The 13287-nt window shown below is 68.0% G+C and carries 12 protein-coding genes; 6 read left to right on the forward strand and 6 right to left on the reverse strand.

What is annotated here, in order from left to right:
* Window positions 1-24: 24 nt before the first annotated feature.
* The 6 genes from gyrB to dnaA form a co-directional block, all read right to left on the reverse strand.
* Window positions 25-2097, reverse strand: coding sequence for a DNA topoisomerase (ATP-hydrolyzing) subunit B (gene gyrB, locus AB0Q90_RS15295; RefSeq protein ID WP_363162825.1), 2073 nt, complete (start codon window positions 2095-2097; stop codon window positions 25-27).
* A 363-nt stretch (window positions 2098-2460) separates the two neighbouring features.
* A complete protein-coding gene (locus AB0Q90_RS15300) occupies window positions 2461-3003 on the reverse strand; it encodes a DciA family protein (protein ID WP_363162826.1) in 543 nt (180 codons plus the stop codon).
* Complete coding sequence (recF, locus tag AB0Q90_RS15305; RefSeq protein ID WP_363162827.1) at window positions 3000-4121, reverse strand: DNA replication/repair protein RecF; 1122 nt, start codon at window positions 4119-4121, stop codon at window positions 3000-3002. Before recF ends, AB0Q90_RS15300 begins: the two co-directional genes overlap by 4 nt.
* Window positions 4122-4158: 37 nt before the next feature.
* Window positions 4159-5034, reverse strand: a complete 876-nt coding sequence (gnd, locus tag AB0Q90_RS15310) for a phosphogluconate dehydrogenase (NAD(+)-dependent, decarboxylating) (RefSeq protein WP_363162828.1) — start codon at window positions 5032-5034, stop codon at window positions 4159-4161.
* 128 nt (window positions 5035-5162) lie between these two features.
* Window positions 5163-6293: a DNA polymerase III subunit beta gene (gene dnaN, locus AB0Q90_RS15315; protein WP_363162829.1), complete on the reverse strand. Its 1131-nt coding sequence runs from the start codon at window positions 6291-6293 to the stop codon at window positions 5163-5165.
* An 884-nt stretch (window positions 6294-7177) separates the two neighbouring features.
* A complete protein-coding gene (gene dnaA, locus AB0Q90_RS15320) occupies window positions 7178-9112 on the reverse strand; it encodes a chromosomal replication initiator protein DnaA (RefSeq protein WP_363162830.1) in 1935 nt (644 codons plus the stop codon).
* A gap of 363 nt (window positions 9113-9475) precedes the next feature.
* Between dnaA and rpmH the strand changes: the two genes are divergently transcribed.
* The 6 genes from rpmH to rsmG all read left to right on the forward strand — a co-directional run bounded on the left by rpmH (window position 9476) and on the right by rsmG (window position 13006).
* A complete protein-coding gene (gene rpmH / locus AB0Q90_RS15325) occupies window positions 9476-9613 on the forward strand; it encodes a 50S ribosomal protein L34 (RefSeq protein WP_015659252.1) in 138 nt (45 codons plus the stop codon).
* Window positions 9614-9634: 21 nt separating this feature from the next.
* A complete protein-coding gene (rnpA, locus tag AB0Q90_RS15330; RefSeq protein ID WP_363162831.1) occupies window positions 9635-10006 on the forward strand; it encodes a ribonuclease P protein component in 372 nt (123 codons plus the stop codon).
* Entirely contained in the window at window positions 10003-10371 is a 369-nt protein-coding gene (yidD, locus tag AB0Q90_RS15335; protein ID WP_363162832.1) for a membrane protein insertion efficiency factor YidD, read from the forward strand. The genes rnpA and yidD overlap by 4 nt, the downstream gene beginning before the upstream one ends.
* 3 nt (window positions 10372-10374) lie before the next feature.
* Window positions 10375-11634, forward strand: coding sequence for a membrane protein insertase YidC (gene yidC, locus AB0Q90_RS15340; protein ID WP_363162833.1), 1260 nt, complete (start codon window positions 10375-10377; stop codon window positions 11632-11634).
* Window positions 11635-11649: 15 nt separating this feature from the next.
* Window positions 11650-12162, forward strand: a complete 513-nt coding sequence (locus AB0Q90_RS15345) for a R3H domain-containing nucleic acid-binding protein (protein WP_363162834.1) — start codon at window positions 11650-11652, stop codon at window positions 12160-12162.
* Between the two features lie 127 nt (window positions 12163-12289).
* Entirely contained in the window at window positions 12290-13006 is a 717-nt protein-coding gene (rsmG, locus tag AB0Q90_RS15350) for a 16S rRNA (guanine(527)-N(7))-methyltransferase RsmG (RefSeq protein ID WP_363162835.1), read from the forward strand.
* Window positions 13007-13287 lie beyond the last annotated feature (281 nt).

A 13287-nucleotide genomic window follows, 5' to 3' on the forward strand; every position in this document is an offset into this window, starting at 1 on the left:
CTGGTGCGGTCAGCTGAGACCGACTCAGATGTCGAGGAAGCGGACGTCCTTGGCGTTGCGCTGGATGAACTGGCGGCGGGCCTCGACGTCCTCGCCCATGAGGACCGAGAACAGGTCGTCGGCCTGGGCGGCGTCGTCGAGGGTGACCTGGCCGAGGACCCGGTGCTCCTGGTCCATCGTCGTCACGCGCAGCTCCTCGGCGTTCATCTCACCGAGACCCTTGAAGCGCTGGATCGAGTCCTCGCGCACGCGCTTGCCCCGCTGACGGCCCATCTCCAGCAGCGCGTCGCGCTCACGGTCGGAGTACGCGTACTCGACGTCGTCCCGGCCCCACTTGATCTTGTAGAGCGGGGGACGGGAGAGGAACACGTGCCCGGCCTCGACCAGCGGCCGCATGAAGCGGAACAGGAAGGTCAGCAGCAGGGTGTTGATGTGCTGGCCGTCGACGTCGGCGTCCGCCATCAGGATGATCTTGTGATAGCGGAGCTTCTCGATGTCGAAGTCCTCGTGCACGCCCGTGCCGAAGGCGGAGATCAGCGCCTGGATCTCCTGGTTCTGCAGGATCTTGTCGATCCGCGCCTTCTCGACGTTGAGGATCTTGCCTCGGATCGGGAGGATCGCCTGGTACTGCGGGTTACGGCCGGACTTGGCCGAGCCGCCGGCGGAGTCACCCTCGACGATGAAGATCTCGCACTTGGTGGGGTCGTTCGACTGGCAGTCGGAGAGCTTGCCCGGCAGGGACGCCGACTCCAGCAGGCCCTTGCGACGGGTCAGGTCACGGGCCTTGCGGGCCGCCACGCGCGCGGTGGCCGCCTGGATGCCCTTGCGGACGATGTCCGCCGCCTCGACCGGGTTGCGGTCCAGCCAGTCGTTGAGGTGCTCGTAGACCGCCTTCTGGACGAAGGTCTTCGCCTCCGTGTTGCCCAGCTTGGTCTTGGTCTGGCCCTCGAACTGCGGCTCGCTCAGCTTCACCGAGATGATTGCCGTCAGACCCTCGCGGATGTCGTCACCCGTGAGGTTGTCGTCCTTCTCGCGCAGCAGCTTCTTGTCGCGCGCGTACTTGTTGATCAGGTTGGTGAGCGCCGCGCGGAAGCCCTCTTCGTGGGTGCCGCCCTCGTGCGTGTGGATGATGTTCGCGAAGGAGTAGACGCCCTCGGTGTAACCGCTGTTCCACTGCATCGCGACTTCGAGGGAGAGGCTCTTTTCCTTGTCCTCCGCCTCAAGGTCGATCACCGTCGGGTGCACCGCGTCTCCCTTGCGGGAGTTGAGGTACTTCACGAAGTCGACGATGCCGCCCTCGTAGTGGTAGGTGACGGTCTTGACCTCGGCGGTCTCGTCCGCGCCCGCCTCGTCCGCCCCGGAGGTCGCCTTCGCCGACTCGCGCTCATCGGTGAGTTTGATCGTCAAACCCTTGTTGAGGAACGCCATCTCCTGGAAGCGCCGCGAGAGCGTCTCGAAGGAGTACTCCGTGGTCTCGAAGATCTCGCCGTCGGCCCAGAAGGTGACCGAGGTGCCGGTCTCCTCGGTGGCCTCGTGCTTGGCGAGCGGCGCCGTGGGGACGCCCATCTTGTAGTCCTGCGTCCAGCGGTGACCGTCGGTCCTGACCTCGACGGCGACCTTCGCCGACAGCGCGTTCACGACGGAGACGCCCACGCCGTGCAGACCACCGGAGACCGCGTAGCCGCCGCCGCCGAACTTGCCGCCCGCGTGCAGGACGGTCAGCACGACCTCGACGGCCGGCTTGCCCTCGGACGGGACGATGCCCACCGGGATGCCACGGCCGTTGTCGACGACGCGCACACCGCCGTCGGCCAGGATCGTCACGTCGATGGTGTCCGCGTGGCCGGCCAGGGCCTCGTCGACCGAGTTGTCGACGACCTCGTACACGAGGTGGTGCAGGCCCCGCTCACCGGTGGAACCGATGTACATACCGGGTCGCTTGCGGACCGCGTCCAGGCCTTCGAGGACGGTGATGGCGCTGGCGTCGTACGACGCTGCTACGGGGTCCGCAGCGCCTTGGGCCGGGGCCTCGGTGGACGGGATGTTCTCGTTGGGGTTGCCGGAATCGGCCACGAAGCGCCCTTTCTGGCACAGCACGAGCCAGGCTCGTCGGCGGGTTGCCGGAGCGGCTGCGGCATGTTGCGTTGGTAAGCCTTGATCAGCGTTGCTCAGCTTGTCCCGGACGGTCCCCACGTTTGGGGCGGGATTAGCTTCCAGTCTACCGGTAGCACCGACAGTGATGGGGGTTTGCCGGTACCTGAGTCCTCATGTGCCGCCCTGAATCGGCCTCTCCCGACTCCCCATATGCGGAGCGGGGCTCCAAGAGGCTCACAGAGGCACTCAGCGCTTCCGGGTGTCAACCCTTTGCTACTTGGGAGTCAGCTCGCGATTCGCAACCGTGTGCAGTTGTACGACCGGACACCGGCCGGACGGCTTTGACAAAGCCCTACGTGATGTACGTCACCCGTACGTATCGCCAGGACCCGTGCTCCCCGGCGCCCGCAGCGGGCCGTAGCGGCGGGCCGGACCGCCGGGGTTCAGCACCTTGATCAGCCGCACGGTGCCGTGGCCGAGGTCCTCGTTGAGCCGGGCGACCAGGGTCGGCGCGAGGTGGCGCAGCTGGGTCGCCCAGGCCGTGGAGTCGCACTGCACGACCAGCACGCGCTCGTCCTCGTCGTACCGCTGCGGCACACAGTGCTTGGCGAGGTCCTCGCCGACGATCTGCGGCCAGCGGCCCATCACCCCGCCCACCGCGGCGGGCGTCTCCCAGCCGCGCTCGGTGATGAGCCGGTTGATGGCGGCGCCGAGCGCCATGGGGTCGCGGCCGTCGGCGCGCGCGCCGGAGCGCAGGCCGCCACCGCGCCGCGCCTGCTTCTTCTGCTGCTGCGCGTCCCCACGCGCGCGTGCCTGCTCCTTGGCCGCCCTCAGCGCCACGCGCGCGAGATCGACCCCGGACGGCTCGGCGGGCTTCTTCGGTGCGTCCTCGGACTCGGACTTGCTCATACGCGCTCCACCGTCCCCTCGGACACGGCGTACCGCGCACCCGTCAGCACATGCGGTACGTCGTCGTCGACCGCGGCCGTGACCAGGACCTGCTCACCGGGCGCCACCAGCTCGGCCAGCCGCTCACGCCGGCGGGTGTCCAGCTCGGCGAAGACGTCGTCGAGCACCAGCACCGGCTCATTGCCCTCGGCGCGCAGCAGGTCGTACGAGGCCAGCCGCAGCGCCAGCGCATACGACCAGGACTCGCCGTGAGAGGCGTACCCCTTGGCGGGCAACTGACCGAGTTTGAGATTCAGATCGTCCCGATGCGGCCCCACGAGGGTGACGCCCCGTTCGATCTCCTGCTTGCGGGCGTCCGCGAGCGCGGCCATCAGCTGCGTGTACAGGTCCTCGCGCGTGTGGGCCTCACCGGGCGCGGACGGCTTGTAATCCAGGCCCAGCGGGCCGCCGCCGGGGGCCAGCTGCTCGTACGCCTTGTCGGCCAGCGGCTGGATCGCCGCGATCAGGTCCAGGCGCTGGGCGAGCAGCTCGGCACCCGCGCGCGCGAGGTGCTGGTCCCACACGTCGAGTGTGGACAGGTCCATCGAGCGGCCACCGTGCCGACGGGCCAGCGCGGCCGTCTTCAGCAGCGTGTTGCGCTGCTTGAGCACCCGGTCGTAGTCGGAACGGACGCCGGCCATACGCGGGGAGCGCGCGGTGATCAGCTCGTCCAGGAACCGGCGGCGCTCGCCCGGGTCGCCCTTCACCAGGGCGAGATCCTCCGGCGCGAACAGCACGGTCCGGACGATGCCCAGCACGTCACGCGGTCTGACCTGCGAGGACCTGTTGATACGGGCGCGGTTGGCCTTGCCGGGGTTCAGCTCCAGCTCGACCAGCTGCTGCCGCTCGCCCTGCTTGACCTGCGCCCGGATGACCGCACGGTCGGCGCCCATGCGCACCAGGGGCGCGTCGGAGGAGACGCGGTGGCTGCCGAGCGTGGCGAGATAGCCGACGGCCTCGACGAGATTCGTCTTGCCCTGCCCGTTCGGGCCCACGAAAGCGGTGACGCCCGGGTCGAGCGGAACTTCGACCCGGGCGTACGAGCGGAAGTCGGCCAGCGACAGATGCGTGACGTGCATGGTCGTTCGCCGACCTCCCCCAGCTTCCTGGTGTTGCTTACTTCTTCTCGACCGCGTGGCCGCCGAACTGGTTCCGCAGCGCCGCGATCATCTTCATCTGCGGGGAGTCCTCCTGGCGGGACGCGAACCGCGCGAACAGGGACGCGGTGATCGCCGGCAGCGGTACCGCGTTGTCGATGGCGGCTTCCACAGTCCAGCGGCCCTCGCCGGAGTCCTGTGCATAACCGCGCAGCTTGTCCAGGTGCTCGTCCTCGTCGAGGGCGTTGACCGCCAGGTCCAGCAGCCAGGAGCGGATGACCGTGCCCTCCTGCCAGGAACGGAAGACCTCGCGCACATCGGTGACGGAGTCGACCTTCTCCAGCAGCTCCCAGCCCTCGGCGTAGGCCTGCATCATCGCGTACTCGATGCCGTTGTGGACCATCTTCGCGAAGTGGCCCGCGCCCACCTTGCCGGCGTGCACCGCACCGAGGTCGCCCTCGGGCTTGAGCGCGTCGAAGATCGGCTGCACCTTGGCGACGTTCTCGGCGTCGCCGCCGTACATCAGCGCGTAGCCGTTCTCCAGGCCCCACACACCGCCGGAGACACCGCAGTCGACAAAGCCGATGCCCTTGGCGGCCAGCTCCTCGGCGTGCTTCTCGTCGTCCGTCCAACGCGAGTTCCCGCCGTCCACGACGACGTCACCCGGCTCCAGGAGTTCGGCGAGCTCGTCGACGGTCGACTGGGTCGGGCCACCGGCCGGAACCATCACCCAGACCACCCGCGGGCCCTTGAGCTTGCCCACAAGCTCTTCCAGGCTGTGGACATCGGCGAGGTCCGGGTTGCGGTCGTATCCGATGACGGTGTGGCCTGCGCGGCGAATCCGCTCGCGCATGTTGCCGCCCATCTTGCCGAGGCCGACGAGACCGAGCTCCATCAGTTGTTCCTTAGGTTGCTGTGGCGTGAGTGGCACCTTGGTACCTACGTCCGAGCCTAAACCCGGACGGTCACGCACACCTGTGGGCATACGCGCTCAAACGTATGCCCCGACCTGCGGTGTTGCCGTCAGCCGCTCAGGCGGACCGGCATGATCAGGTACTTGTAGGCGTCGTCCGCCTCGGCGTCCAGCGCCGGCTTGCCGCTCAGCAGCGCGGGCTTGGTGGACGTCGTGAACGACAGCTGCGCCACCGGCGAGTCGATCGCGCTCAGGCCGTCCAGCAGGAATGTCGGGTTGAAGGCGATCGAGATGTCGTCGCCCTCCAGCTGGGCGTCGACCCTTTCCACAGCCTGTGCGTCGTCGCTGGAACCGGCCTCCAGGATCAGCACGCCCTGCTCGAAGCTGAGCCGCACCGGCGTGTTCCGCTCGGCGACCAGGGCCACACGCTTGACGGCCTCCACGAAGGGGGCGGTCTCGATCACGGCGACGGAGTTGAACTCCGTCGGGAACAGCGTGCGGTACTTCGGCAGGTCGCCCTCCAGCAGGCGGGTCGTCGTACGACGACCGGCGCCCTCGAAGCCGATGAGCCCTTCGCCGGCACCCGAACCGGACAGCGCCAGCGTCACACTGTCGCCGCTGGTGAGGGCCTTGGCGGTGTCCAGGAGCGTCTTGGCAGGCACCAGAGCGACCGCGGAGGCGTCCGGGTTCTCCGGCTTCCACAGGAACTCGCGGACCGCGAAGCGGTAGCGGTCGGTGGAGGCCAGGGTGACCTTGTCGCCCTCGATCTCGATGCGCACACCGGTGAGCACGGGCAGCGTGTCGTCACGGCCTGCGGCGATGGCGACCTGGGAGGCCGCCGAGGCGAAGACCTCACCGGGGACGGTGCCGGTCGCGGTCGGCATCTGCGGCAGGGCCGGGTACTCCTCCACAGGCAGGGTGTGGAGTGTGAATCGCGAGGAGCCGCAGACCACGGTCGCCCGTACACCGTCTGTGGAAATCTCCACCGGGCGGTTGGGGAGGGCGCGGGAGATGTCGGCGAGCAGTCGGCCGGAGACCAGCACCGTGCCCTCCTCCTCGACCTCGGCATCCACGGACACGCGCGCGGACACCTCGTAGTCGAAGCTGGACAGGCTCAGCTGGCCGTCCTCGGCCTTCAGCAGGAGGCCGGCGAGGACAGGCGCCGGCGGGCGGGCCGGGAGGCTGCGCGCCGCCCAGGCCACGGCCTCCGCGAGTACGTCGCGTTCCACCCGGATCTTCACTGTTGCCGCCTCCTGCTGTTGCCGGCGCTTCTCGCCCTGCCTGGCTTCGTCGTCTGTCTCGGTGTCGCCGTTCCTGTGTCAGCGGTTCCTGTGACGGGAAGGACACCGGGGAACAGTCTGACGCACGGCACTGACAGTAGGTGCCTCTCGGGGTCAAGTCGTGACGAGGGGCAGTCGGCGGCCGGACAGCGAGTTGTGCACAGGACCCCCTTCGAAACGAATTCCCAGCTCTCTCTAGTTGGGAGTAGTAGTAGGGGCTGTGGATACCGTGGATAACCGCGTTTGCCCAGCTCAGAGCGGGAATTTTGTCCACGGGGCCTGTGGGTGGAGGCGGTGGACAACCGGGCGTTTCTGTGGAGAACAGAAAGTTCTGCACACCCCATGCACAGCCTGAGGGGAGTTCTCCCCAACGCCGTCCCCAGCTTTACCCACCTTTCCCACAGCCCAACCCGGCACCTTTGTGTGACGCCTTTCACTCGACTCGGTGATCAGGTGCGTCGCGTTGCCGAACAGTGGACAGCGATGTGGAGAAGCTGGGGATCGCTGGGGACAACCGGCCTCATCCTGTGGGTTGCCGGTGGACAACTCCGTCCCCAGCCTGTGGATCTTCGCTCTGTCCACAGTCTGTGGAGATCCTTCGTCCACGAATCCACAGGCGCCTGAACTGGCCTGATGGTCCTTCAACAGCACCGCCTGTGGACACGATCTGGACAACTCCGCAGTCCCCAGGATGTGGACGGAAGAAAGTCACCGAATCTGTGGAGAGTGGCCGTAACCCGGCGACTATTCGAACACCGGGTGACCCGCACCGAGCTCCGGCATGACGAAGGGCGCCCCCCGGATCTCCTCCGGAGGGCGCCCTGGACGACGTAACTCGGCGGCTGTCAGCCGTTCTTGATGCGGTTCGTCAGCTCCGTCACCTGGTTGTAGATGGAGCGCCGCTCGGCCATCAGATTGCGGATCTTCCGGTCCGCGTGCATGACGGTCGTGTGGTCGCGGCCGCCGAACAGCGCGCCGATCTTCGGCAGCGACAGGTCCGTCAGCTCGCGGCACAGGTACATGGCGATCTGGCGGGCCGTGACGAGGGCCCGCCCGCGCGAGGTGCCGCACAGGTCCTCGACCGTGAGGCCGAAGTAGTCGGCGGTCGCGCCCATGATGGCCGTGGAGGTGATCTCGGGGGCCGAGTCCTCGCCGCCGGGGATCAGGTCCTTGAGGACGATCTCGGTGAGGCCGAGGTCCACCGGCTGCCGGTTGAGCGAGGCGAACGCCGTGACCCGGATCAGCGCCCCCTCCAGCTCGCGGATGTTGCGCGAGATCCGGGAGGCGATGAACTCCAGCACCTCCGGCGGGGCGTTGAGCTGCTCCTGGACCGCCTTCTTGCGCAGGATCGCGATACGCGTCTCCAGCTCGGGCGGCTGGACGTCGGTGATCAGACCCCACTCGAAACGGTTCCGCAGCCGGTCCTCCAGCGTCACCAGCTGCTTGGGCGGCCGGTCGGAGGACAGCACGATCTGCTTGTTCGCGTTGTGGAGCGTATTGAAGGTGTGGAAGAACTCCTCCTGCGTCGACTCCTTGTCCGCGAGGAACTGGATGTCGTCGACGAGCAGGATGTCCATCTCGCGGTACCGCTTGCGGAAGCTGTCGCCCTTGCCGTCGCGGATGGAGTTGATGAACTCGTTGGTGAACTCCTCGGAGCTCACGTACCGCACGCGCGTGCCGGGGTACAGGCTGCGGGCGTAGTGCCCGATCGCGTGCAGCAGGTGGGTCTTGCCGAGTCCCGACTCCCCATAGATGAAGAGGGGGTTGTACGCCTTCGCGGGCGCCTCGGCGACGGCGACCGCGGCCGCGTGCGCGAAGCGGTTGGAGGCGCCGATGACGAACGTGTCGAAGAGGTACTTCGGGTTCAGGCGCGCGGTCGGCTCGCCGGGACCGGTCGCCGGCGCGGGCTTCGCGGCCAGCGGGCCGGGGGCGCCGCTGGAGGCGCCCAGCGAGGAGCCGGCCGGGCCGCCGCGGTGCACATGACCGGCGCCGGGACCCGGCTCGGGCAGCTCCCGGCGGGCGTCGCGCTGGTCGTAGTCCGGGCGGGGCTTGTCGTAGTCGGTCCGGCCCTGGTCGTAGTCGGGTCGGCCCTGGTCGTAGTCGCCGCGCGGCTTGTCGTAGTCGGGGCGCCGGTCGTCGTAGGACGGGCGCTCCATCGACTGCGGGCGGTAGTCCTGCGACGGCTGGTTGTAGGAGTCCTGGCCGTAGGTCTCCTGGGAGGGCGACGCGTAGGGGTCGCGCTCCGGGAAGCCGAGGCGCTGCTGCTGCCAGCTGTACTCGTCCTGCGACGGGCGTGGCCAGGCGCCGGGCTCGGGGCGCTGGTACTCCGAGGGGTAGGCGGGGCGGGCCGTCGGGAGCGGGTCGTTGCTCTCGGGGCGGGCCGGGTAGGCGTCGCCGTCGGCGCCGCGGTGGCGGCCGTAGCCCTCGTACTGGCCGGAGGGGAGCTCGGGCTCCTCGTAGCGCGGTTGGGGGCGGGCGGGGGCCGGCGGGGCCGGGGGCTCGCCCGCCGAGTCGTCGACGGTGATCGCGATGCGGATCGGGCGGCCGCACTCGCGGCTCAGCGTGTCGCTGACGATCGGCGCGAGACGGCCCTCCAGTACGCCCTTCGCGAATTCGTTCGGTACGGCGAGCAGGGCGGTGTCCGCCACGAGCGCGAGCGGCTGGCAGCGCCGGATCCAGTGCTCGTCCTTCGCCTCGACACCCTGTCCACGGCCCTCGCCGAGGAGCTGCTCCAGTACTCGTGGCCACACTGCGGCAAGATCGGCAGGTACGTCAGCCACAGGGCACGCTCTCTCACGGGTCCCACGAACGTGTGGTTGTGGGACGGGTCGGGATTCAAATCGGGTGGGACGGGCGAATCGGAGTCCAGCCACGGTAGTCAGGGCGACGGGTGCGGTTCAAGTTGTTGTCCCCAGCCTGTGGATAGTGTCTCCCGGTGGCCGCTGGTTTGACCGGATGGCGTAGCCCCGCGTACCGTAACCAGGTCGAGTTGTCGATGGCTGCTGCCGCCTGCCTCCGATGGGCACAGATCGCTTTGGGTGATCGGGAAGCGGTGCACTCGGGCGTAACGCGAGCTACTCGTGGGCGCACGGTGACAGCCAGGACGGCACCCGCCAAACCGATTTGATCTCTGGAGCCCCCGAGTGAGCAAGCGCACCTTCCAGCCGAACAACCGTCGTCGCGCGAAGACCCACGGCTTCCGCCTGCGGATGCGTACCCGTGCCGGCCGCGCGATTCTCGCGAACCGTCGTGCCAAGGGTCGCGCCAGCCTGTCCGCCTGATTCCGGTCAGGTCATGCCGTCGTGCTGCCCACCGAGAACCGGCTGAGGCGGCGCGAGGACTTCGCGACCGCGGTACGACGAGGACGCCGGGCCGGACGCCCGACTCTCGTCGTCCACCTTCGTAGCGGTGCCACGGACCCGCACGCGCCTGGGGAGAGCGCTCCCCCGACGCGTGCGGGTTTCGTCGTGAGCAAGGCTGTCGGCGGCGCGGTCGTACGCAACAAGGTGAAGCGCAGGCTTCGCCATCTGATGCGTGACCGGGTCGAACTGTTTCCCCCCGGTAGCCTGGTAGTCGTACGAGCGCTGCCCGGTGCGGGTGACGCCGACCATGCACAGTTGGCCCGAGACCTGGATGCCGCTCTGCAGCGGCTGCTGGGAGGGGGCGCGCGATGAAGTACCCGCTGCTGGCTCTGATCAAGATCTATCAGTGGACGATCAGTCCGCTGTTGGGGCCGGTCTGCAAGTACTACCCGTCGTGCTCCCACTACGGCTACACGGCCATCGACCGGCACGGTGCCATCAAGGGCACGGCACTCACGGCCTGGCGCATTCTGCGGTGCAACCCGTGGTCGCTGGGCGGTGTTGACCATGTTCCGCCGCGCAAGCGCCCGCGGTGGCACGAGCTGCTGCGCAACGCATGGCGCGCACGCAAGGGCGGGCCCTCCGCCGCCGAAACGGCCACCGATGAGAATGCGCCTTCGAGCGATGTCTCTTCGAGCCCGGCCGCAGAGACCCCGTCCCATGCCCAAGGAGCATGATTAGTGGACACGATTGCCAGCCTCTTCAGCTTCATCACGACACCTGTCTCCTGGGTCATCGTCCAGTTCCACACGGTGTACGGCGCCCTCTTCGGCGAAGACACCGGATGGGCCTGGGGCCTGTCCATCGTGTCCCTGGTGATCCTGATTCGTATCTGCCTGATCCCGCTCTTCGTGAAGCAGATCAAGGCGACCCGGGCCATGCAGACGCTGCAGCCCGAGATGAAGAAGATCCAGGAGCGCTACAAGAACGACAAGCAGCGTCAGTCCGAAGAGATGATGAAGCTGTACAAGGAGACGGGTACCAACCCGCTCTCCTCGTGCCTTCCCATCCTGGCGCAGTCGCCGTTCTTCTTCGCCCTCTACCACGTGCTCAACAGCATCGCGTCGAACGACACCATCGGTGTGATCGACAAGGGGCTGCTGGAGAGCGCGCAGAAGGCGCACATCTTCGGCGCTCCGCTCGCCGCGAAGTTCACGGACAGCGCGTCCAAGGTCGAGGCGCTGGGCTCCACGATCACCGACGTCCGCGTCGTCACCGCGGTCATGATCATCCTGATGTCGGCGTCGCAGTTCTACACGCAGCGTCAGCTGATGACGAAGAACGTCGACACCACGGTGAAGACGCCGTTCATGCAGCAGCAGAAGATGCTGATGTACGTCTTCCCGATCATGTTCGCCGTCTTCGGCATCAACTTCCCGGTCGGTGTCCTCGTCTACTGGCTGACCACCAACGTGTGGACCATGGGCCAGCAGATGTACGTGATCCACAACAACCCGACCCCGGGTTCCAAGGCCCAGGCCGCGTACCTGGAGCGCCTGACCAAGCACGTCACGCACCACGGCAAGGCCCGCAAGCGCAGTGAGCGCGTCATCATCAAGGCCATCGTCGCCAAGGGCCGTGACCGCAACGAGTACGAGCGCAAGTTCATCAACGGCCTGAGCAAGGCCGGTCTCGCGGCTCAGACCGACGGCAGCGTGGCGAAGAGTGACACGGCGGTTGCGGTGGAGTCCGAGGACGGTACGCCGACCACGGCTCCGAAGCGCCAGCAGCCCAAGCGGCAGTCCAAGTCCCAGCGCCAGTCGGGCACTGCGAAGGCGGCCGGCGAGCCCACCTCGCTGAAGAAGTCCGAGGACGAGCCCGAGGACGCCAAGCCCGCCGCCAAGAAGGCCGCCCAGAAGCCCGCCGGCGGTACCCGCAGCAAGGCCCAGTCCGGACAGCGCAAGGGTCCGCAGCGGCCCAAGTCCCCGTCCAAGAAGTAAGAAGGAGTCCATCCCGTGACGGAAGGCACCACCTCCGCCGCTGCCGAGGGTGCAGACACCCTGACCCGCCTGGAGCAGGAGGGCGAGATCGCGGCGGACTACCTCGAAGGTCTGCTCGACATCGCTGATCTCGACGGCGACATCGACATGGACGTCGAGGCCGACCGCGCCGCTGTGTCGATCATCAGCGACACGGCCAGCCGCGACCTGCAGAAGCTGGTCGGCCGTGACGGTGAGGTGCTGGAGGCACTCCAGGAGCTCACGCGCCTGGCCGTGCACCGGGAGACCGGCGACCGCAGCCGGCTGATGCTGGACATCGCCGGCTACCGGGCCAAGAAGCGTGCCGAGCTCTCCGAGCTGGGCGCGAAGGCCGCGGCCGACGTCAAGAACACCGGCGAGCCCGTGAAGCTGAAGCCGATGACGCCGTTCGAGCGCAAGGTCGTGCACGACGCGGTCAAGGCCGCTGGTCTGCGCAGCGAGTCCGAGGGCGAGGAGCCGCAGCGCTTCGTCGTCGTGCTTCCTGCCTGATCGGTCCGTACGTTCCTCCGGCCCCGTCTGCCCGGCAGGCGGGGCCGAACTTTGTCAGCCTGATAGTTCTGGTGGTTCTGGTGTCGGCGCTCGAATGCGCCGACACGGTACGGAAGGACGGTCCCCCGTGACGGAGGCAGCGGAGCTTCCCCCCGCGCCCGAGCAGGCGCGTGAGGTGTTCGGTGATCGCTTCGCGGATGCGGTCCGATACGCGGAGCTGCTCGCTGAGGCGGGTGTGCAGCGCGGTCTGATCGGCCCGCGTGAGGTGCCCCGACTGTGGGAGCGGCATCTACTGAACTGCGCCGTGCTCTCGGAGGTCGTGCCCGAGGGGGTGACAGTGTGCGATGTCGGCTCGGGCGCCGGCCTGCCCGGCATCCCGCTGGCGCTGGTCCGGGAGGACCTGAAGATCACGCTGCTGGAGCCGCTGCTGCGGCGTACGAACTTCCTGACCGAGGTCGTCGAACTGCTGGGCCTGGACCATGTGACGGTCGTCCGTGGCCGTGCCGAGGAGGTCATGGGCAAGCTGCCGCCCGTCCATGTGGTGACGGCGCGGGCCGTGGCCCCGCTGGACCGCCTGGCCACCTGGGGCATTCCGCTGCTGCGTCCCTACGGCGAGATGCTCGCGCTGAAGGGCGACACCGCGGAGGAGGAGCTGAAGAGCGCCGCCACCGCCCTGAGCAAGCTCGGTGCCGTGGAGACGTCCATCCTGCATGTCGGTGAGGGCGTGGTGGATCCCCTGTCCACGGTCGTGCGGGTCGAGGTCGGGGAGAGCCCCGGTGGTGTGCGGTTCGCCGCGAAGCGTGCGAAGGCGGCTCGGACGGGGCGGACGCGCAGGCGACGCTGACGTGTCGTCGGCCGGGCGGAGCTGATCTGTCCTGAGGACGAGACGTACTCCACACAAGCTGCCAAACCTACGCATCTCGGAGTGTCGCGCGGTGATGACGGGTGCCACTCGGCATCGTGTTTCACGTGAAACGTCGCTCACTGCTGCACGGCATCATCAGCCGTGGCCGCGCCGCGGCCGAACCGCGCGACCGTAAGCCTCTCGGTTCACTCGGAGAGGCAAAGGAGTTGTCCACAGAGGTGGATTTCTCCACAGAACACCAGGGCTCACTGGTTCACGAC

Source organism: Streptomyces sp. NPDC079141, assembly GCF_040686775.1.
In the GTDB taxonomy this organism is placed as follows: Bacteria; Actinomycetota; Actinomycetes; order Streptomycetales; family Streptomycetaceae; genus Streptomyces.

Excerpts from the sequence above, each read along its gene's own strand:
- AB0Q90_RS15300 (WP_363162826.1), bottom strand. The coding sequence starts at position 3,003 with ATGAGCAAGTCCGAGTCCGAGGACGCACCGAAGAAGCCCGCCGAGCCG.
- recF (WP_363162827.1), bottom strand. The coding sequence starts at position 4,121 with ATGCACGTCACGCATCTGTCGCTGGCCGACTTCCGCTCGTACGCCCGG.
- gnd (WP_363162828.1), bottom strand. The coding sequence starts at position 5,034 with ATGGAGCTCGGTCTCGTCGGCCTCGGCAAGATGGGCGGCAACATGCGC.
- yidD (WP_363162832.1), top strand. The coding sequence starts at position 10,003 with ATGAAGTACCCGCTGCTGGCTCTGATCAAGATCTATCAGTGGACGATC.